Source organism: Thermocoleostomius sinensis A174, assembly GCF_026802175.1.
Classification (GTDB): domain Bacteria; phylum Cyanobacteriota; class Cyanobacteriia; order Elainellales; family Elainellaceae; genus Thermocoleostomius; species Thermocoleostomius sinensis.
In genome coordinates this window covers 4,738,598-4,758,707 of sequence record NZ_CP113797.1, presented here as the reverse complement: position 1 = coordinate 4,758,707, position 20,110 = coordinate 4,738,598, and the positions used below count along the sequence as shown (strand labels likewise).

The window sequence follows — 20,110 nt, the reverse complement described above, 5'->3', positions numbered from 1 at the left end:
GGAGGTAACGTTAATTTTGGTAAAGCTGGTGCTCGTGAATGTAGAGCCGGACGGGTTCGGGAACCAGATAGCGAATGGAACGACGATCGCGACAGTAGCGACGAATTAAGCTTGAGGAAATATCCAGGCGAGGCATATCCAACAGATGCCAGGTGAGATTGATCGATGCTTGCGCCAGTTGCTTGGCTACTTGCTGGCATGTTGCAGATAGAGAGAAAGGGTGAGGCTGACTTGAGCGCTCTCCAACATTTGGTTCGGCAATCTCCTCTAATTGATCAGCTTGTGGCCAACGTGGTGCTACTAGCCACCGACAGCGCGGTACTAATTCTTGATAGTGATACCAGCGCGGTAGCGAACGAAAGGCATCTAGTCCTAATATCCAAGACCAAGAACAGTCCGGATACTGGGACTGGAGTGCTAGAAAAGTATCAACAGCGTAGACCGGGTGAGGCTGAGTTTGTTCAATGGTGGAAAGTATAAATTGTGGGTGGGACGCAATTGCCCGCCGCAGCATTTCCGTCCGATGCTCAAAGCTCAATAAATCTGGAGCCGATTTGTAAACCGGACAGTAAGACGGAACCCAAAGAATTTGCTCTAGGGCAAACTGCTGTAAGGCGGTTTCTGCCATTAGCAAATGTCCAACATGGACGGGGTTAAACGTCCCACCTAATATCGCCAAGGGTAAGGTTGAGTGTGGCGATCGAGCCAGACAGAAATTACCATTCTGCGCCATATCGTACAGATTGACCTCACACCAGGACGGCGATTTTTGTTCAAAAAAACCTAGAAGATCGGCGACAAATTCTGGATACTAGTTGAGGGTTTACTCGAACAAAAAGTTGTGTTGGGCCAGTACCAGAAGCCGTCACTAGAATCATGGGGTAATTTTATCGAAATGGGTAAACTTGGGTACGGATATACGTCTCAAAAAAAGCAATTCTTGCTATGATATCGCGTGTTATTGGTGTGGTGTGGTGTGTAAGGAGCGATAATGCTGAATTCTGTTGATTTCGGCGGGAGACCCTTTCATTTCATCGGCATTGGTGGAATTGGCATGTCGGCTCTCGCGCATGTATTAAATAAACGCAAGCTACCTGTATCTGGTTCAGATCTTAGTCTCAGTCATATTACACAGCGGCTACAAGAGCAAGGAGTTCACATTTTTTGGCATCAAGATGCCGCAAATTTAGAAAATTGCGAGGCTGAAGCGTTACCGCAGGTAATTTGCTCAACGGCCATCAACCCAGCCAATGCAGAATACCAAGCGGCACTGACGTTGGGTTGCCCGATATTTCATCGATCGGATCTGTTAGCGGCGCTGATGCAGGAATATCAGGGCATCGCTGTGGCCGGAACCCACGGTAAAACGACCACCAGCAGCATGATTGGCTATCTGTTGCTTCAGGCAGGTCTCGACCCAACGATCGTAGTGGGTGGAGAGGTGAAAGCCTGGGAGGGCAATGCTCGCGTCGGGCAAGGCTCCTACTTTGTGGCAGAAGCCGACGAGTCGGATGGTTCACTTGTCAAGTTTTCTCCCCACCTTGGAGTGATCACCAACATCGAACTAGATCATCCTGACCATTACACCACCCTAGAGCAGGTGATTGAGACGTTTCAAACCTTTGCACAGCAGTGCCAAGTCGTGGTCGGATGTATTGATTGTGAAAATGTTCGTCGGTCTTTGCAACCCACCATTACCTATAGCTTAAATCCTGCGCTGAAGGCAGATTATACAGTGACATCTGTCAGCTACCAGGCTGATTGTACCGTGGCAGAGGTGTGGGAACGAGGAGAACGGCTGGGCACCCTAACCCTAGCGTTGTTGGGGCCACATAATTTGAGTAACGCGTTGGCGGCAATCGCCGTGGGTCGATTTGTCGGTTTAGAGTTTGATGCGATCGCCTCTATTCTTATCACCTTTGAGGGAGCACGTCGCCGTTTCGAGCATCGCGGTGAATATCACCATATTTTATTTATCGATGACTATGCCCATCATCCCAGTGAAATTCAGGCAACGCTTCGAGCAGCCCGTTTGAGCGCTAGTGTGTCAGAAACTGAGCAGCGCCGAGTGGTGGCTGTATTTCAACCTCATCGCTATAGTCGGACTCAAACCTTCCTTGCAGAGTTTGCTCAAGCGTTTGGAGATGCAGATTTGGTCATTGCAACCGATATCTATAGCGCAGGTGAACCTATAGGATCTATCACAGGTGTACAGGTGGCGACGGCCATTGCGGCCCATCACCCTCATGTGGTCTATCAACCCACCCTACAAGCCGTTTCAGCTTACCTCATGGAAACGTTGCTGCCGGGTGACTTGGTCTTGTGTTTAGGAGCAGGCAATCTCAATCGAATCATTCCTGATTTGGCAGCCTACTATCAACAAGTAGAACAAAGTCAACGAGTCGATTCTCCCTCCGATGCCCAGGTCAGTCCGGTACGGTAGCTGGCTAGGTGCATCTGGTAATTGGGTGATCAATGTAACTGGCTCGTCTTAGCATACTAGCGGTTTATCAATCTACCTACTTTTTATCTTCTCAATTGCTTTAATCTCAATCGTCTCAGACGAAACCCCTCAAGTTCGATCGCGCTGTTGATACCTGGCTGCTGCTCCTATCATCAACTTTTCTTCACATCAACTTCTATCTTTCCGAGCATTGCCTAATTCTGCAAAGCCATGACGCTCTCTCAAGACCCCCCCGGTATCCAACCTTCTCCTATTCGTGGTAGTTCTCAATCTTCCGTGACTCACTCCGATCCTCTCCGATTCCCCCCGCTGGGAAGTGCACCACAGCCCATTCGCTTACCAGGTAGTCGCTGCTTGATTCGTCCCCACGTTTCCCTTGCTGCCATGACATCCTTTCGAGTGGGAGGGCCTGCCGAACTCTACGTTTCGCCCCAAACCCTTGAAGACTTGCACGCCAGCCTCGCGTGGGCCGAAGCGCGACAGCTACCCATTACCCTCCTAGGAGCAGGCAGCAATCTACTCATTAGCGATCGGGGCTTGCCAGGGCTGGTGATTTGCACTCGACATCTGCGTCACATGCACTTCGATGCTGATACCGGACAGGTAACGGTTGGAGCCGGAGAACCCTTACCCCGGTTGTCCTGGCAAGCCGCAGAACGTGGTTGGAGTGGATTAGAGTGGGCAGTTGGTATTCCAGGAACGATCGGCGGGGCAGTGGTTATGAACGCGGGAGCCCATACAAGCTGCATCGCGGATATCTTAGTTAACGCTCATGTCTTGACGCTGGCAGGCGACGCCCAAGTACTCACGCCCAAAACCCTGCAATACAGCTATCGCAGTTCTGTTTTGCAAACCCAGGCAGCGTCTTCCCAGCCCGTGCGATTGGTGACACAGGCAACCTTACAGCTTCAACCCACTGGTAATTCAGACGCTATTTTAGCTACCACCACCGAGCACCTCAATCGTCGGCGTACCACTCAGCCTTATCATTTGCCAAGTTGTGGCAGTGTGTTTCGTAATCCTCCTCCCTATACGGCGGGCTGGTTAATTGAACAAACGGGACTTAAAGGCTATCAAATTGGCGGCGCACAGGTGGCACAACGCCACGCCAATTTCATCCTCAATTGTGGTGGTGCCTCCGCCAGCGATATTTTTCAACTAATTCACCATGTCCAAGAGCAAGTGGAACAACAGTGGTCGCTCTGGCTGCATCCAGAAGTGAAAATGTTGGGTGAGTTTCAAGCGGCATGAAGTCGTTTCTATTGGAGATAAGGTATAACTTGAGGAAGCTCAACTTCCCATTCGCTTGTTGCAAATCTGAAATCAGGTTGTGCTGACAAGTCTAGATTTAGTTCATTGTGTTTAGTTCGTTGTTTAGCCAATAGGGCAAAGAAGAGTTATGTCAAAAGGACAAGGACAAGGCTTCGGATTTGGTTTGGGCAAAATGAAAGAGCTAACCGAAGCCCTCAAGAAAGCACAGCAGGTTCAAGAAGGAGCCAAGCGCCTCCAGGAAGAGCTGGAGATGATGGAAATTGAAGGCGAGTCGGGTGGCGGTTCAGTCAAGGTGGTGTTAAGCGGTAATCAAGAGCCGCGTCGGGTGGAAATTTCTCCTGATGCGATGAACGAGGGTGCAGAAATGCTTTCAGATTTAGTCACGGCTGCAATGAAGGATGCTTACATCAAATCGACTGCAACCATGCGCGAAAAGATGGAAGAGCTAACTGGTGGCTTGAACTTACCAGGGTTTTAAGAAAAGACCAACGGCTGAAAGATTACAAAGATAGACCAGACTATAAAGGGGCAACTGAGTTCAAGTAGGATATGCCCCTTTGCTTCTCATTAAAGAAAACCTGCCGACTCGTACAGCCGTCTGAGCATCGCTAGGATTTTGTGGTGATAGTTCAGATCCGCAGACCAGCGCCCACTTAGTTGGCTGAGATGGGGGGCAATGCCTCGACGGACACAGCCAAAACGCGGATCGACGATCGCCTGCACGAGGGGGGCGCTACTGGCGTAGGCCTTGAGGTGTTGAATGTGGGCCCGAACGCCGATACGAGAACTGGCAAAAATGGCTTCACCGCCATTGTGGTTGTCGCCCAATCTGGCAAAGTTATTGTGCTCGGGTTTTACAGTCCCCCCAAACCCCAAGAAGTTGGTTTCAATGCACATTTGCGCAAAGGCAATGTCGTAATTTACCCCTTCGATCGCGGCTTCTTCGCGGTAAAGCTTAGGCAGTTCGGGAAAGCGACTAAATCCGTCGGTTCCTTGGCTTTTCAAAAACATCATTAGTTGGATTTCAGAAGTGTGGCCCTGACCCATGATTTGCTCCATCTGGTTAATCGCAATTGGTAAGGACGATCGCAGCGCAACGATTGGAGTATGATCCTGCTCGTAAACAGACACGGATAAATTCAATTCCCGTAAGTCGATCGCCCGCACCAGCACAACCCCATAATGATTAATGCGGCGAATGGTTGCGTCCAGCGGCAGATCAATATCTAGTTGATCCACTAAATCAATGGGTACGTATACATTTCCATTCACTAATACTCCTCGCTCGTCATGTGTGGCGCCATTCACCAAGATTGTGACTTGGGTAGTCTGAGGCGGTTCGGTTGTGCCTGAAGGAGTCGTGCTTGAAAGGGATGCAGAAACTGCGCGACTCCAAATCGCTAGCCCTTCGGCAATGCCCAGTGCTACATTTTGTCGCTGAGTTTGCAGAAGACGACGATCGTTTGCATCTAAAAGAGACCCGATCGTGAGTTGTAGGGATGGCACGTTGATATGACGACAAACCGCAAGCTGTCCGAGGGGCGATTGCAGATCGGACTTTGCTCCTCGGTTCAGTAATTGTGGAACTCGTCGCAAATAAGCTTGCAGCAATTGTTCAGCTTGGGTCTTGCGCTCATAGTTACAGGCAATATAAAAGGCCGTTGTACCTGATTGAGTAACATCGTTAGCATTGGCTCGTAACTCCAATAAGATATCCCCCGGATGGGCCCGACGGTTAACCCAATCAATCATCTGTGGCAGGGTAAACTCTGGCGGAACCGCCACCCCTTCATACTGGTGCGATCGCAACTGTTGCAGCACGACATCCCGCACCGAAAGCACTTCTTGCGCTTCCAATCCAGTATGAGTATCAAAGCTTAAATCATCATCCCGATTGCTGCTGTACCCGGCTGACACAAAAATTCGTCCCATTCCCCGATCTCCGTCATTTCTCGTATGTATGTTTCGATCGTCTTTTTGCCCACTCCTCGATGGGTTTAAAGGCTTACTCCACCCTGTTGTTTCGAGATAAGCCCGATTACGGTTAGAAATACGGTCAGAAAACAAAAGGCAATAGCTCTACTTACCGCCTGTCGATCGGGCTGTCCGTCTAACGACAAAAGTTTACAATTTCTTGTGGTAGTGATACATTTGAACTATTAGCTTCTTCAAGTAACAGATGTTCAAGTTCATAACTAACTTGACGCCTTAGAGTAGCTTACTTTTATAAATTACGCTACATATAGCGGTGATCTTCAAAAATCTACGCTAAAATCGCGCTACTGATGACCTTCATAACTAGGGGGGCAGTGGGTCAAAGCAAGGCAAATGAAAGCCTCATCTGACTTGGCGTAACTCATTGCCCTTTATTGATGGCTGGCAGATATTTGCACAGAGTCATTTCAAGGAACAAGCTACTGGTTAGATTTGGTGCTCAATGGACATTCCTCGCCTTCATCCAGACACGATCGATCTCGTCAAACAGCGCGTCGATATTGTGGATTTAATTTCAGAACACATCGTGTTGCGTAAACAGGGCAAAGACTTTGTAGGGCTGTGTCCATTTCATGATGACAAATCCCCTAGCTTTAGCGTCAGCCCCAGCAAACAGTTTTACTACTGCTTTAGCTGTGGGGCAGGGGGGAATGGTATTAAATTCTTAATGGAACTGAACAAACGATCGTTTGCCGATGTTGTCCTCGATCTGGCTAAACGCTATCAAGTGCCAGTCAAGACCCTGGAACCGCAACAGCGACAAGAATTGCAGCGGCAAATTTCGCTACGCGAACAGCTTTACGAAGTGCTGGCACTGACGGCTCGCTTCTATGAACATGCGCTGCACCAATCGCAAGGGGAACAAGCCCTACTGTATTTGCGCAACGATCGCCATTTGACTGACGCAACCATCCAACAGTTCCAACTAGGCTATGCTCCGAGTGGCTGGCAAACGCTGTATGGCTATTTGGTAGAACAAAAGCGCTACCCCGTCGAATTAGTAGAGCAAGCCGGGCTGATTATTCCGCGTCAGGGGGAACGGGGCTACTACGATCGGTTTCGCCATCGCTTGATGATTCCAATTCACGATTTGCAGGGGCGGGTAATTGGGTTTGGTGGTCGTGCCCTAGGAGATGAACAGCCCAAGTATCTCAACTCGCCCGAAACTGAATTGTTTGATAAGGGCAAAACCCTGTTTGCCCTTGATAAGGCCCGAACGACGATCGCTAAGCAAGATCAGGCAATCGTGGTAGAGGGATATTTCGATGTCATTGCACTGCATACAGCTGGAATTACTAATGCAGTGGCCTCGTTGGGAACCGCTCTCAGTTTGGCGCAGGTTCGGCAACTGTTGCGCTACACCGAATCGAAACAGGTGGTGCTGAACTTTGATGCTGATGCAGCCGGTACAAAAGCGGCGGAACGGGCGATTGGTGAAGTAGCCGATCTTGCTTATAAAGGTGAAGTGCAACTACGCGTACTGAATATTCCGGATGGTAAAGACCCCGACGAGTTCCTCAAAATCCACACGCCCGACGAATATCAAGCTCTGATTGAGCAAGCACCCCTATGGCTAGATTGGCAAATTCAACAGACCTTGTTTAAGGCAGACCTCAGCCAAGCCGATCAGTTTCAACAGGCAACGCAGGAGATTGTGCAACTATTAGGACAATTACCGAACGCCACTCTGCGTACCCACTATATTCACACCTGTGCCGAATTGCTAAGTCAGGGCAATGCTCGGTTAACTGTGCAGCTTGAATCTGACTTGCGCACTCAGGTACGCGGACAGCGATGGCATGGCCGATCGCAAAAATGGCAGCGACCTGGCGATCGATCGCTGTTAGAGGAATCAGAAGCGCAACTGCTGCGGCTCTATTTACACCTGCCTGAGACGCGATTGTTAATTCGCGAATCCCTAGAGGAGCGTGATCTAGACTTTAGCTTAAGCCACCACCGCTTTTTGTGGCAGCAGATCTTGTACCTTGAGGAGTCAAGGATTGGCAATCAGAGACTAGAAGTGGCTCTAAATTCCCAATCCCCAACCCCTAGCCCCCAACCCCTCGATTTAATTTCTCAACTGCAAGATCACTGTGCCGAGTTTCCCGATAAGGCTGCATTCGTCTATGAATTATTTCAACTCGATGAAAAAACTAGACGCGACATTGTGCGGGCCCCATTGGTGATTCGAGCCTCGATCGCCAGTATCGAACGGGTCATGTGCGAAAAACGGCGGCGACATTTTCTCGACCTTTGGAAACAGACCGATTGCCGTGAAAACGCGGAACTGTCTCTGTACTATCAACAACAAATCTATGCTGAAAATCAACGGATTGCTGAACTAGATCAACAACAGCGCCAGACTACTTTAGAAGATATTGCCCAACTGCCGTGGGCCGGAGAGTATTATGCTACATTAAGATCTTCTAATGAATAGCATTAGTATTCTCTGATGAGTCTGCCATAAGAATGATTGACAACCTTGTTTTACAGCGTTTAAAGTGTATAGAAATCAACTTGTCAGCCTAATCCGGCACTAGTCCTAGTCATCAAAGCTAGATGTAATGAACAGACTATCCGGAGCGGAGGAACCACTCTTTTTGGGGCGAATCTTGAGAAGGCTAAAGGTGAAGGATATGCAAGATTGAGTTTAACTCTTACTGCTTTAACCTTCAGGCTTGATACTTTAACCTTCTTCAGAAGGACACCTCTCAGTCCTAGCCCGTCAGCTAACTCCGTCGGCATTGAGAGGAGACTGAAGATATCACAGCATTTTTATAGCTTGATGGCCTTCAGTGTCCTCTGATCTGGTAGAGTGACGCTTTTTGCACCTGGTTCTGCCAGGGGGTGTTGCTCTGTGCGTAACCACTTCAACCCATAGGAGGGCTTGATGCTGCTGCAATTCAATATTCAGGCGATCGTCCTGATGACACATGCTGTTTGGCGTCGATCGCTCAAACCGGCTTTAGTTAGAGATGCGGTGCTGTTTCCGCTACTGGGAGTGGCTGGTGTACTTCTCATCTGGTGGATTGCCACATGGTTTTCAAACTTGCTGCCGACTCCGTGGGAAGCGCTGACGGCAAATTTAGATTTTATTTTGCACCCCTTTTACCGCCGTGGGCCGGGGGATTTAGGGATTGGTTGGTTGCTGCTGGCAAGTTTGCGGCGGGTGTTTTTGGGGTTTCTGTTGGGGTCACTGGTGGCTATTCCGATCGGGCTACTCATTGGTATGTCTAGGAAAGCGATGCTCGCCATTAACCCAATTATTCAAATTTTTAGACCTGTATCGCCTGTGGCTTGGTTGCCAGTCGCGTTGGCAATTTTTAACTTGGCAAACCCGTCTGCGATTTTCGTCATTTTCATTACGTCGCTGTGGCCCACAATTATCAATACCGCATTGGGGGTCTCCAGTGTTTCTAAAGACTACTTAGACGTAGCGCGAGTGTTGGAAATGCCCCGGTGGCGACAAATCACCAAGATTATCTTGCCAGCCAGTCTGCCCTATATCTTCACCGGACTGCGTATCAGTTTGGGGATTGCCTGGCTGGTGATTGTAGCGGTGGAAATGTTGACGGGGGGAATTGGTATTGGATTTTTCGTCTGGGACGAGTGGAGTCGCTTGAACTTGAATTCTGTCTTCCTAGCCATTTTGGTGATTGGGGGCACGGGGTTGGTTCTGGATTTTCTCATCGGCAAGCTGCAAGAACTGGTGACGCATCGATCGGCCAAGGTCAGACAAGCTTGATGTCCTGCACTATGGCGGTTCAAAGCATAGGAATTTGACTAAGTTTTCAATATTTCATAACTAGACTGATGCGTCCTTCACGCCATCAAACAGTTACTCATGCATCACAACAACGCTACAAGAGGTATCCATGAGTTTCATCAATCGACGATCGCTCCTCTATGGGTTAGGTGGATTTACAGCGGCCTCTGCGCTGGCAGCGTGCGGCGTCACGGGTGGACGGCAAACCCAGAATTCACTCGTGTCACAAGCTGCTTTGGCGATCGAACCCGTTATAGATCCCAGCACTTTGGAAAAACCGAATTTGACTGTCGGCTTCGTTCCTGTGAATGATTGTGCTCCGTTTGCCATTGCCTACGAGAAAGGCTTTTTTCGCAAGTATGGCTTGAATGTCAGGCTGAGCCGTGAGGCTAGTTGGGCTACGTCCCGCGATGGTGTGATTTTTGGTCGCCTCGATGCCTCTCCTGTGGTATCTGGAGCCGTGACCAACGCCCGAATTGGAGCCGAGGGGGCACGCCATGCGCCAATGTCTGCTGCCATGACCATTCACCGCCATGGCAACGCCATGACCATGAACCGGGCTATGTGGGAAGCGGGAGTCCGCCCGCTGTACGAATACAATGGCGACATTGAGCAGTTTGGGCAAGATTTTCGCCGCTACTTTGAAGGACTGCCGCCAGAGCGCCGGGTATGGGCAGTGGTGCTTAGTTCCGCCATCTACGAGTATTTTGTGCGTTATCTAGCGGCAGCCGTAGGGGTTGATCCGATCGAAGCCTTTCGCATCATCATCTTTCCGCCACCGCAAATGGTCAGCAATATGCGCATCGGCAATATGCAAGCGTATATGGTGGCGGAACCTTGGAACACACGCGCCATCACGGGCAACGAAGGGATCGGCTTTACCTTTGCTCAAGGCAAGGAGATTTGGCGCGGACACCCCGATCGCGTTTTGGCGGTGATGGAAGATTTTATTGACCAAAATCCTAAAACCTATCGATCGCTAGTCAAAGCTCTGATCGAAGCTTGTCAATATTGCAGCGACCCGGCCAACCGCGAAGAGGTGGCCAAAATCATCACAGCACGATCGTTCACCGGAGCCAAACCCAGAACCTGCCAAACACCCACCCCAATTACCCCTGACAACATTGGCTCATTGCCCGACTGCGTTACCAAATTCACTGGCCCGGCCCTAATTGGCAACTATAACTATGGTGGCTTTGACGACAAGCCACGGGTACGTCAATCCAACGATACTACGATATTTTTCAACATGCCCTCGGACATTGCTACCATACCGGGCGATCATTCCACTTTCCTTTGGCAGTCGCAATCGCTATGGCTGATGACGCAGGCGACTCGCTGGGGGCAAATTTCAGAGTTTCCTAAAGACGCTGAGGAAAAAGCACGCCGCGCTTGGCGCACTGATCTCTATCGCGAAATTGCTACAGAAATGGGAATTGCCTGTCCAGCCGACGACTACAAAGTAGAACCTGCGGAAGCTTTCATCGATCGCAATGCCTTTGACCCCAGCGATCCAGTGCGTTACCTCAATAGCTTCAACATTCGAGCCAACGCCCCTACGCGCCTATTCATGTCATCTTAAATTTTTTCCTTTTGCTTTCCCCTGTCATCCCTCATCCTCTCATCCTTTAGCAACGGAGTTGACTATGGTTAAACCAACGTTTTTCTATGCGGCTAACGAAAGCCCCTATCCTACTCAATCGGCGACGGCGACGGTTGAATTTTTGGTAGTTGAAAATCTTGTCAAAGCGTTTAAGCGACCAGATGGTGGGCACTCAGTTGTTTTGGATGGTATTGATTTGACGATCGGTCCGGATGAATATATTTCAGTGATTGGGCATTCAGGTTGCGGGAAGTCAACCTTACTGAAAATTATTGGCGGCCTAGAAAAGGCAACCTCTGGCTCTGTGCGTCTAGAGGGACGCGAAATTTATAAACCAGGATCTGAGCGCATGATGGTATTTCAGCAGTATGCCCTGCTACCCTGGTTAACAGTACGGGAAAACATTCGCCTGGCAGTGGACGAAGTTTTAAATCATGCTTCTGCTGCTGAAAAAAAACAGATTGTCAATGAGCACATTGCTATGGTAAATCTCACGGCGGCTGCCGATAAATATCCTGATGAACTATCGGGTGGTATGAAGCAGCGGGTGGGCATTGCCAGGGCATTAGCTACTCGTCCGAAACTCCTGTTGATGGATGAACCGTTCGGAGCATTGGATGCGCTAACGCGAGGAAAATTGCAACGACAAGTGCTAGATATTTGGGAAAGTCATCGTCAAGCCGTGATGATGATTACGCATGATGTGGATGAGGCGCTGTACATGTCCGATCGCATTATTCTCATGACCAATGGACCGTCTGCAACCATTGGGGAAATTTTGGAAGTTCCGTTTCCTCACCCTCGTAATATTCAAGAACTGCGTGAGTTGCCCGAATACTATGAACTGCGCAACCATGCCTTGAATTTTCTCGATCGTCACTTTGCTCAAGAAGACTAATGGCTCACAGGTTTCTCATAGAACTGCGGTAGAGTTGGGGCTGTGTGTTCAAGTCCGACATGAGAAATCCGGAATGGGAAGTCGGGAATCAGGAATCGGGAACAGGAAGTAGACAAGCGATAGGTGATAGAGAGTCATTGTTAGCTCTCTTGCGATTATCCATCACCCATCACCCATTACCACCTCCCAATTCCTAACCCCTACCTTCCAACTATTTGTTTCTTCGCTCCTACACACACAAGAGAGTTCAAGCTATGAATGTTAAAACCGCTTTGGCTCGGTTACACAGCACGCTAGATCTCGACGATCGTATGGATCAACTGTTGCTGCTGCCACGATTGACACAACCCACTAGTCCAACAACCGATCTGCCGTCTGCCTCGGTGGTGGTGGGGTATGATGGCTCGCCCCGCAGTCAAGTCGCGCTTGACTTGGCCTTCTGTGTGGCCCATCAAATGCAACTAGCGACTCGGCAACAGGCAATGATTCATGTTGTCTATGTGATTGATTGCTTGACAGCTTCCAAAGCTTCGCACAAGCGGCGGGTGACGAAGCGCAGCGCAGATTCTGCTCGTTTAGGTGGAAAATCAAAACCTAGCCCCGTGACGACTGCCGATCGAGGTTCTGCGGCCCTACCACATTGCCAATCGACCGGTCGCAGCCTTGAAGAAATCGATCGTGTCCTCTGGCAGGCCCGCTGTTTGGCAGAAGAATGGCGTGGCTCTTTTACAACGCACTTGCGCTTTGGCGATCTGGCAACTGAACTAGAAGCCTTTGTAGTTGAGGAAAGAGCAGCGTTGCTATTCCTGGGTTGCTACTCGGCAAGCCATCCACTGGTGCAAAAGCTAAAGTTTACGCTTCCTTGCCCTGTGGTCGGAATCCCGGCTTCCACGTCTAGAAGCTAGTTTGTTGAAAAATATTAGAGTTGATTAGAGTTGACCGAGGTTTAGTCGCAGGGGCGATTATTCGATCGCCCTTGCTTTCTCATTTCAACTTAATAGCACTCCAACGTCTCGCGAGTTGCCCGTCCGGTGACTGGATTTACCCCCTTAGCCACACCACAGAGCAAATCTTGCATATCTTGCCGCAAGAGTACATCGGTGAAATCTGCACCATCAATGGTGGCACCGTTGAACTTGGTGTTGAACGCAAATGCTCCTTCTAACACGGCATTGGTCAAATTAGCATTCACCATTCGAGCCGCATCTAGCGTGGCATTGCGCAGATCTGCCCCTTCCAAATTCGCTGCCTCTAAATTCGCTCCAAAGAAGCTCACTCCTTGCAGATTCGTACCACTCAAATTGGCTCCGCGCAGATTGGCCTTTGTGAAGCTAGAGTCGGTGAGGTCTCGTCCGGAAAAGTCAGCCTCCACCAAAAATTCTTTGTTGTAATTGTCGGCAAGGGCGATCGGAGCTACCACAAAGCTCAAACTTGCGATCGACAAACTCAGCAGCAAACAAATAAGACAGTTTGCAAAACTTGTGACGGAAGCCTGAACGAGCGCGAACGCCAGAACGGAATGCCTTCTTAATTCAACGGGGGCAGCAATCCAGTACCAAAACAGGAGGGGTAGACGATGAACCATACTGAGCTAAATCAACGCAACTCGTAACGATAAGATTCAACGCAATGATGTCTATTCTGATACTACTACTTGACTGTCTTTTGATGGCATTTCTGTGACTATTCCGCCACCGTCCGCGCCTCAACCCCGATCGCCGCGCTCATCCTCAACCCAATCAACCAAAGCCTCTACCCGTGAGACAGGACTATGGGCAGAAGCCCTTGTGGCGCAATGGCTTAAACAACAAGGTTGGAAAATTTTGCAGCAGCGCTGGCACTGTCGGTGGGGAGAGTTAGATCTGGTGGCCCATCAACCCCATCGTCAAGCAAATGAAGCCACGATCGCCTTTGTGGAAGTGAAGGCCCGCAGCAGCAAAAGTTGGGATCTCAACGGGCGATCGGCCATTACAAAGCAAAAGCAGTCCAAACTTGGAAAGGCGGCGGCTCTGTTTTTGGCAGAGCATCCCCCGCTGATGCATCTTCCCTGCCGCTTTGATGTGGCACTGGTTCAAGTTCATCCCCGGTTTGCCAAGTCAAATCGCTGCGATCGGTTTTCTCCAGATTCTCCCTCAGAGATCATCATTCAACTGGGACAACCGATCGGCTTTCCAAGCTGTTGTCTCAGTCTTCAGCACTATATTCCAGCCGCATTTGAGTTGCTGGAATAGAAAAAGAGACAACCTATCCCAATCAAAAAATTTATTTCTTCTTTTTGTACAGAAAAACTAGAAAACCAATAAAAAACGGCAAAATTGCTACAGCCACTGTGACAACTATATTGATATCAATCTTAGATTGCCTTGAGTTGATCACGATAGTTGTATAAGGTGGGATTTTAGTCTTTACATATTCGGAAGCTGCTTCCGGGTTGTTGAAGATATCAATTCCAATTTGCTCCTTAATAAGGAGAGCAAGCTCTTGATTGGCTTGATTAACTTCATCCTGATTTTGAGAAACTAATCTTTTATAGTCAAAGCCAGAGATATGAATATCTAACTGTTCAAGAAACTCTTTCATCCTTTCGTCGTTACTATCTGTAGATTTTACCTCCTCTACACTAAAAGTAATAACTCCTGAGTCTGTTTCGGCTTGATTAAAAAGCACATTTGATGTTTGATTACGAGTACTTGTATTAATAATTCGTCCAGGAAGAGTGATTCGAATTTCTTTAACAGGTTTCGTGTCAAACAGAAAATCATAACCAAAAAAAACGTCAGGATTTTGCACCCCTATCTGAAGTTCATAGTTGGTTTGAAATAAGTTTTCCCTCTTTATAGGATAATTCAACTCGATCGGTGGATTTTGACCAGTAACGTAGCTAAGGCAGCTAAAGGCTTGTTCCAAGTTTGTCCTAGAAGAGAAACTTTGACTGCCGCTGACTCCAGCCTCGTCATACCTCAGGTTTTTTCGAACGTCAAAACCGCAAGACTCAAACTCTTCTTTAGTTTTCTGAAAGTATTCTTCTTTTACCTTTTCTCTATCTACGGTGGGAGTATTTACGTCAGGGCTAGAAGCTGAGTCTGAGTTTGTATCGATTGGACTAACAACAATCTGAACATTGGTTGAAAGATCGTCTTTCACCTCAATATTGATTAGATCGACTTCATCATTACACCCTGAAAGCAGAATGATAGATGCTGCTATCAGAAGATATTTTCTGGTTAGCATTGACAGGTAAACGTTAACTCTACAAATAATTTGATGGGAATCCAACGACGATAGCAATCCAATTTGAATAATGAACCTGGAACGGGCATCCTATCCGCAAAAGATAGAAGCTAGTACTACCAAAATTCACAGCTCATTGAGGATTGCTATAGGCATTGATTTTTTTAGTTGAAGCAACTTTTTTGCCGCTCAATTACATGTCTCAATTGGGTTTCTAGATGGGGTACACCATCAAAGTAACTCTGACAAATCGGGATCAGATTGCAGTAGCTTCAACACTTTTTTGATATCTTGAGTGCGTTCTTTTTTAACAATGAGTGTCACTCTGCCGTCCCGAACAACTACGGTATCTTCCAGTCCGATCGTTACGACCAAATCATCATCGTTGCTGGAATAAAGCAGTGCGTCTTTGGTATCTAGCCCCACGTGTTTGCATAGCTCGACATTGGGGCCACCGTTCTTGAGCAGGCGATCGATAGCGTTCCAGTCGCCCAAATCATCCCAGCTAAAACTAATGGGCACCACATACGCCTTGTCAGTTTTTTCCATCAAGGCATAGTCAATGCTGAGCTTTGGTAAGGACGGATAGCAGGCAGGACCATGGGTTTCAAGGGCTTCAATCAACTCTGGGGCATGGGTGTGCAATTCTGCTAGCATGACCCGTGCCGGAAAAATGAACATGCCGCCATTCCAGCCATACTGTCCCGATGCTACGAATGTTTCTGCCGTAGCTAGATCTGGTTTTTCGGTGAAGCGATTGACTTTGTAGCAGGCGCAGTTGTTGAACAGTCCTACCTTTTCTCCTTGTTCAATGTAGCCATAGCCTGTGGACGCATAGGTGGGTGTGATACTCAGCGTAGCGATCGCCTGTTGGCTTGTGGCCAGTTCTTCAGCCGCTTGTAACGTTTGATAAAACGCTTCTAAGCTCCCAATCCAATGATCAGCGGGAAAGAACCCCAGCACCGCCTCTTCCCCATAGCGCCGAGCGACTTCCAGTGTCGCCCACGCCACGGCTGGGGCTGTATCACGCCCTTCTACCTCTACCAACAAATTCTCAGGTGGTAAATTAGGCAGTTGCTCTTTCACACCCTCTGCCAGATGGGCAGCCGTAATGACCCATAATCCGTCCCAGCCACCAGCGACATCTAATAGCCGATCGGCCGTTGCCTGCAATAAACTTTGTCCAGTCCCATCAAGGCACAAAAACTGCTTGGGGCGTTGCCGACGGCTGAGGGGCCAGAACCGTTCTCCTTTTCCGCCTGCTAGGATGACAGGGATCATGAGCTATCTCTCTAACTGCATTGGATTCCGCCCGATCGTAGCAGGGTTTTTTTCAAACTACCTATCGAGAAATTACGTGTTTACTGCATCTTTAAGTACAGCTTTATCGCCTATTTACTGCTGAGATCAGTAGCTATACCGATTGTAGTGCAGAGAATCGCCTTGAATCTTCGTGATCTTCCTGCTCCCATGACAAGGCTGACAACCAGCTTGAACCCATTGCCGATCACAGGCGTAGCGGTCGCTGTGTGTCATGCTTTGCTTGTATGCTCCTCCAAGCCGAATAACTGGGCTTCTATAAAGACTTCTCAAAGAAAGGAAAACTACCCTGATGAGAATCCGGCAATTTGAACCGTCTCCGAAGCAATACCGACAGCAGAACGGCGATCGCCCTGGAGATGGAAGGAATTCTGTCAAAGTTCAGGCTATAATCGCCGAGAGCAACATAAAAATACATATTTATTTTGGAATCAGCGAATCGGAGCGATGTTTATGGTTACTTCTACCGTGTGACCTAAAGCCTTGTGCAGCAACACTTCAACTGCCCTAGGTTCGGCCTAATTGCCATACCGTAAGTTTGTTTAAGATACAGCGAAGTCGAGGAGTTAGACGGTTGAACGAACAGCCTGAAGTACCTGAAGTACAAACCACCTCTCAATTGAATAACGTGAGTCCAGAAGGGGACGACGCTGTTGATGCACCCTCCCTGTCTGAGACATCTGAGAGCTTGGATAGCAACAAACAGCCTCCTCGGTCAACGTCTGGTGCTGTGAAGTGGTTGCTACGGGGAGTAGCCATTGGAATTACGGCGGTTTTGTCTGCAACCATTGGGACAGCGGTGGCGTTGATGTTGCCGCTGCCACGGGCGATCGCTCCGCAGGGAAACGAGGCTTCACGGTCGCTCACAGATCTTTGGACTCAACACTTCAACTACCAAATTACCCGTCCGGTCAATATCCTAGTGATGGGGATTGATTTGCCGTTGGATTTGCCACCTGACAAGTCTCCAGACGATGTGTTTGGAGGGCGCAGCGACACCATGATGTTGGTTCGCATTGATCCAACGACAGAATCGGTGAATGTTCTATCGATTCCACGTGACACCTATGTTGATATTCCAGGAGAAGGTCCTGAAAAAATCAATCACGCAAACATGGTAGGTGGACCTCAGTTGGCGGCTCAAGTAGTCAGCCAAAACTTGAATGGGGTAGCGATCGACCGCTATATCCGCATCAGCACTGGCGCATTTCGAGAACTCGTTGATCTGATGGGAGGGATCGAGGTCTATGTTCCAGAACGGATGGAATACGAAGACCAAACGCAGCAACTGACGATCGATTTATATCCAGGACAGCAACGACTGAACGGGGCCCAAGCTGAACAATTTGCCCGTTTCCGCAACGACGAGAATGGTGATATTGGGAGGGTTCAACGGCAGCAACAGGTCATTCGGGCCCTACGCGACAAGCTCACCGATCCACTGCTCATTCCGCGCATTCCCCAAGCAATTCAGATCTTTCAAGAGTACATTGATACAAATTTGTCGATGGAAGAAATGTTGGCGTTGGCCAACTTTGGCTTAGGACTAGAGCAGGAGAATTTCAGGATGGTTTTGCTGCCAGGACGATTCAGTACTCCTGAAGAATATGTAGCTAGCTACTGGTTGATGGATACGGTTGCTAGAGATGAGGTGATGCAAGAGTATTTCGATATCACCTCTGTAGCCGTACTCAGTCATCAAAATCGCTTAGATGATCTCAGTATTGCGATTCAGAACGCTTCAACTGATCCATATTTGGGTAGCCAGGTTGTTGCTTACCTACAATCTCAAGGGTTTTACAATCTTTACCTGGTTGAAGACTGGCCTGAACCGCAATCGCAAACCCAGATTATTGCTCAACGTGGCGATTTGCGATCGGCCGAGATGCTGGAATCAGTGCTAGGAGTAGGTGAGGTCATACCTGCTTCTACGGGTGACATCAATTCCGATTTGACCATTCGGGTAGGGGATGATTGGGCCAACAGCCACCAAATTTTCTAGGCTCGAGATGGAAGCACGCAATCAAGGCAATCCATTTAAGCGGTATTGTAGGATGAAAGCTTATCTCATCGACAGGATTGTATATGAATTCCGCTTCTTATCAGTCGTCTGCTGCAACTTCTAGGTGTTCTCGCCTGGCATGGGTGATGAAGCAAGTGAGACGCTGTTTAGGTGTGTTGCTGGTGCTAGGATTGGCGTGTCTTTGGGTCTTGCTGAGTGCAACACCCGCGATCGCTGCCCTCGATACTGTCAACTACAACAATGCCAACCTCAACAACCAAGACTTTGCAGGTGCAGATTTAAGCGGCAAGGAATTTGTATCCGCCGAGATGCGCGGCGCAAATTTAGAAGGAGCCGATCTCAGCAACGCCATTTTGACCAAGGGAGTGTTGCTGAATGCTAATTTACGCGGTGCCAATTTAACGGGCGCTTTGGCCGATCGGGTGTTTTGGGTAGGTGCCGACCTCAGCAATGCGATTTTGCAAGACACCACTGCCACGCGAACCAGCTTTCAAGATGTCACAATCACTGGAGCCGATTTCACCGGAGCGATTCTCGATCGCTATGAAATTCGTCAACTCTGTCAGCGGGCTGAGGGGGTTAATCCCATCACGGGAGTTTCAACCCGAGACAGCCTTGGCTGTTGAATGGGGTGGCTAAACTAGGCGGCCGTGGGTAGCGTTAGCCACTGTTGTAACGGCGACCACGACAACACATGTTGTAATAGGGCTTCATAGCCAACACTGTTGGGATGTAGTCCATCACAAGAAAGGCGCGATCGCCACCATGGTTCGCCTTGTGCTAACCACTGCTCGAAAATATCAAGATAGGGAATTTGTCGTTGAAGACAAGCAAGGCGAGTAGCTTCTTTATAGCGATATTGATCGGCTTGATTGTAATACAGGCAGTTGGAAAAGGGCATGCGCGACTCATCAACAGGTGTCATGCCAATAAAAAACACCTGACAAAGTTGCTGTGCTCGATCGAGCAAGGTTTCGAGATCAGCCTGAAAATCTGGAAAGCTGGTGAAATTTCGCCCTTCTAGCCGCCCCAACCGTGCCGAATCGTTAACACCAACTGACAGAATGATGCCGTCTGGCACTTGGTGGCGCAGTTCACCTCGATGCCGAAATTCGTGCTCTAGGCGCTGAGCAACCTGTTGCACCCGATCGCCACGGACTCCTAAGTTGTACAACACATGCCCATGCTGTTCCGGTGACATCCAATTACGCCGCAATCGCTCTACCCATCCGCCGCCTTCCGGATCTCCAAACCCATAGATCAAACTGTCTCCCAAAGCTAGAATCCGGAGGGGGCGAGCCACTGCACTAGAAAAGGGGGCTAAATGGTGGTCTTGAGAAGGCTGGAGGTGTTCAGAACCCGTAGCTAGTATTTGCATCGCGAAACACAACGAAAAATTAGGGGCAGAAGTGCAGGCTTAACCGCTTGCCAGCGTGGCTGAGCGGGTTGGACAGATGCTGTCACTCCTCAAACTATGTTGCAATTCTTAGCAATTTTGACATAAAACGGTCCGATCGGTTGCAGTTATCTTATTTTTA

Annotated in this window: 17 protein-coding genes and 1 riboswitch; of the genes, 11 read left to right on the top strand and 6 right to left on the bottom strand. The window is 48.9% G+C overall.

The window, feature by feature from the left end:
- Positions 1-10: 10 nt before the first annotated feature.
- Positions 11-733, bottom strand: coding sequence for a nicotinate (nicotinamide) nucleotide adenylyltransferase (nadD, locus tag OXH18_RS20495; protein WP_268609323.1), 723 nt, complete (start codon positions 731-733; stop codon positions 11-13).
- Between the two features lie 258 nt (positions 734-991).
- On the opposite strand from nadD, the gene murC reads away from it, so the two are divergent.
- The 3 genes from murC (at position 992) to OXH18_RS20480 (ending at position 4,214) form a co-directional block, all read left to right on the top strand.
- Positions 992-2,443, top strand: a complete 1,452-nt coding sequence (gene murC / locus OXH18_RS20490; protein WP_268609322.1) for a UDP-N-acetylmuramate--L-alanine ligase — start codon at positions 992-994, stop codon at positions 2,441-2,443.
- Positions 2,444-2,674: 231 nt separating this feature from the next.
- On the top strand, positions 2,675-3,715 hold the full coding sequence (murB, locus tag OXH18_RS20485; protein ID WP_268609321.1) for a UDP-N-acetylmuramate dehydrogenase: 1,041 nt from the start codon (positions 2,675-2,677) through the stop codon (positions 3,713-3,715).
- 148 nt (positions 3,716-3,863) lie between these two features.
- Positions 3,864-4,214 carry a YbaB/EbfC family nucleoid-associated protein gene (locus tag OXH18_RS20480; protein WP_268609320.1) on the top strand — a complete coding sequence of 117 codons (351 nt, stop codon included), beginning with the start codon at positions 3,864-3,866 and terminating at the stop codon, positions 4,212-4,214.
- Positions 4,215-4,303: 89 nt separating this feature from the next.
- Here OXH18_RS20480 and tftA read toward each other — a convergent pair whose 3' ends face one another.
- A complete protein-coding gene (tftA, locus tag OXH18_RS20475; protein ID WP_268609319.1) occupies positions 4,304-5,668 on the bottom strand; it encodes a hormogonium tapered terminus morphoprotein TftA in 1,365 nt (454 codons plus the stop codon).
- Between the two features lie 505 nt (positions 5,669-6,173).
- Between tftA and dnaG the strand changes: the two genes are divergently transcribed.
- The 5 genes from dnaG (at position 6,174) to OXH18_RS20450 (ending at position 12,903) form a co-directional block, all read left to right on the top strand.
- Entirely contained in the window at positions 6,174-8,168 is a 1,995-nt protein-coding gene (gene dnaG, locus OXH18_RS20470; RefSeq protein WP_268609318.1) for a DNA primase, read from the top strand.
- Between the two features lie 106 nt (positions 8,169-8,274).
- Positions 8,275-8,490: riboswitch (cyclic di-AMP (ydaO/yuaA leader) on the top strand.
- A 131-nt stretch (positions 8,491-8,621) separates the two neighbouring features.
- Positions 8,622-9,476: a nitrate ABC transporter permease gene (gene ntrB, locus OXH18_RS20465; RefSeq protein WP_268609317.1), complete on the top strand. Its 855-nt coding sequence runs from the start codon at positions 8,622-8,624 to the stop codon at positions 9,474-9,476.
- A gap of 130 nt (positions 9,477-9,606) precedes the next feature.
- On the top strand, positions 9,607-11,079 hold the full coding sequence (locus OXH18_RS20460) for a CmpA/NrtA family ABC transporter substrate-binding protein (RefSeq protein ID WP_268609316.1): 1,473 nt from the start codon (positions 9,607-9,609) through the stop codon (positions 11,077-11,079).
- Positions 11,080-11,143: 64 nt separating this feature from the next.
- On the top strand, positions 11,144-11,998 hold the full coding sequence (locus tag OXH18_RS20455; protein WP_268609315.1) for an ABC transporter ATP-binding protein: 855 nt from the start codon (positions 11,144-11,146) through the stop codon (positions 11,996-11,998).
- Positions 11,999-12,252: 254 nt separating this feature from the next.
- Positions 12,253-12,903 (top strand): universal stress protein, encoded by a 651-nt coding sequence (locus tag OXH18_RS20450; RefSeq protein WP_268609314.1) that lies wholly within the window; start codon positions 12,253-12,255, stop codon positions 12,901-12,903.
- An 89-nt stretch (positions 12,904-12,992) separates the two neighbouring features.
- On the opposite strand, the gene OXH18_RS20445 is transcribed toward OXH18_RS20450, so the two are convergent.
- Entirely contained in the window at positions 12,993-13,583 is a 591-nt protein-coding gene (locus tag OXH18_RS20445; RefSeq protein ID WP_315874611.1) for a pentapeptide repeat-containing protein, read from the bottom strand.
- Positions 13,584-13,677: 94 nt separating this feature from the next.
- Between OXH18_RS20445 and OXH18_RS20440 the strand changes: the two genes are divergently transcribed.
- On the top strand, positions 13,678-14,229 hold the full coding sequence (locus tag OXH18_RS20440) for a YraN family protein (RefSeq protein WP_268609313.1): 552 nt from the start codon (positions 13,678-13,680) through the stop codon (positions 14,227-14,229).
- Between the two features lie 31 nt (positions 14,230-14,260).
- Here the strand turns inward: OXH18_RS20440 and OXH18_RS20435 are convergent, their stop codons facing one another.
- Both OXH18_RS20435 and OXH18_RS20430 read right to left on the bottom strand, forming a co-directional pair.
- The gene (locus OXH18_RS20435; RefSeq protein ID WP_268609312.1) at positions 14,261-15,229 is read right to left on the bottom strand and encodes a hypothetical protein; all 969 of its coding nucleotides are present in this window, start codon (positions 15,227-15,229) and stop codon (positions 14,261-14,263) included.
- Positions 15,230-15,460: 231 nt separating this feature from the next.
- Positions 15,461-16,510, bottom strand: coding sequence for a mannose-1-phosphate guanylyltransferase (locus OXH18_RS20430; RefSeq protein WP_268609311.1), 1,050 nt, complete (start codon positions 16,508-16,510; stop codon positions 15,461-15,463).
- 613 nt (positions 16,511-17,123) lie between these two features.
- On the opposite strand from OXH18_RS20430, the gene OXH18_RS20425 reads away from it, so the two are divergent.
- Together OXH18_RS20425 and OXH18_RS20420 are read left to right on the top strand one after the other, a co-directional pair.
- On the top strand, positions 17,124-18,551 hold the full coding sequence (locus tag OXH18_RS20425; RefSeq protein WP_268609310.1) for an LCP family protein: 1,428 nt from the start codon (positions 17,124-17,126) through the stop codon (positions 18,549-18,551).
- A gap of 146 nt (positions 18,552-18,697) precedes the next feature.
- Complete coding sequence (locus tag OXH18_RS20420; RefSeq protein WP_315874767.1) at positions 18,698-19,198, top strand: pentapeptide repeat-containing protein; 501 nt, start codon at positions 18,698-18,700, stop codon at positions 19,196-19,198.
- Between the two features lie 14 nt (positions 19,199-19,212).
- Here OXH18_RS20420 and OXH18_RS20415 read toward each other — a convergent pair whose 3' ends face one another.
- A complete protein-coding gene (locus OXH18_RS20415) occupies positions 19,213-19,950 on the bottom strand; it encodes a GDSL-type esterase/lipase family protein (protein WP_268609308.1) in 738 nt (245 codons plus the stop codon).
- Between the last annotated feature and the right edge of the window lie 160 nt (positions 19,951-20,110).

Excerpts from the sequence above, each read along its gene's own strand:
- OXH18_RS20430 (WP_268609311.1), bottom strand. The coding sequence starts at position 16,510 with ATGATCCCTGTCATCCTAGCAGGCGGAAAAGGAGAACGGTTCTGGCCC.
- OXH18_RS20415 (WP_268609308.1), bottom strand. The coding sequence starts at position 19,950 with ATGCAAATACTAGCTACGGGTTCTGAACACCTCCAGCCTTCTCAAGAC.
- OXH18_RS20460 (WP_268609316.1), top strand. The coding sequence starts at position 9,607 with ATGAGTTTCATCAATCGACGATCGCTCCTCTATGGGTTAGGTGGATTT.
- tftA (WP_268609319.1), bottom strand. The coding sequence starts at position 5,668 with ATGGGACGAATTTTTGTGTCAGCCGGGTACAGCAGCAATCGGGATGAT.
- murC (WP_268609322.1), top strand. The coding sequence starts at position 992 with ATGCTGAATTCTGTTGATTTCGGCGGGAGACCCTTTCATTTCATCGGC.
- ntrB (WP_268609317.1), top strand. The coding sequence starts at position 8,622 with ATGCTGCTGCAATTCAATATTCAGGCGATCGTCCTGATGACACATGCT.
- OXH18_RS20450 (WP_268609314.1), top strand. The coding sequence starts at position 12,253 with ATGAATGTTAAAACCGCTTTGGCTCGGTTACACAGCACGCTAGATCTC.
- dnaG (WP_268609318.1), top strand. The coding sequence starts at position 6,174 with ATGGACATTCCTCGCCTTCATCCAGACACGATCGATCTCGTCAAACAG.
- murB (WP_268609321.1), top strand. The coding sequence starts at position 2,675 with ATGACGCTCTCTCAAGACCCCCCCGGTATCCAACCTTCTCCTATTCGT.
- nadD (WP_268609323.1), bottom strand. The coding sequence starts at position 733 with ATGGCGCAGAATGGTAATTTCTGTCTGGCTCGATCGCCACACTCAACC.
- OXH18_RS20420 (WP_315874767.1), top strand. The coding sequence starts at position 18,698 with ATGAAGCAAGTGAGACGCTGTTTAGGTGTGTTGCTGGTGCTAGGATTG.
- OXH18_RS20435 (WP_268609312.1), bottom strand. The coding sequence starts at position 15,229 with ATGCTAACCAGAAAATATCTTCTGATAGCAGCATCTATCATTCTGCTT.
- OXH18_RS20480 (WP_268609320.1), top strand. The coding sequence starts at position 3,864 with ATGTCAAAAGGACAAGGACAAGGCTTCGGATTTGGTTTGGGCAAAATG.
- OXH18_RS20455 (WP_268609315.1), top strand. The coding sequence starts at position 11,144 with ATGGTTAAACCAACGTTTTTCTATGCGGCTAACGAAAGCCCCTATCCT.
- OXH18_RS20445 (WP_315874611.1), bottom strand. The coding sequence starts at position 13,583 with ATGGTTCATCGTCTACCCCTCCTGTTTTGGTACTGGATTGCTGCCCCC.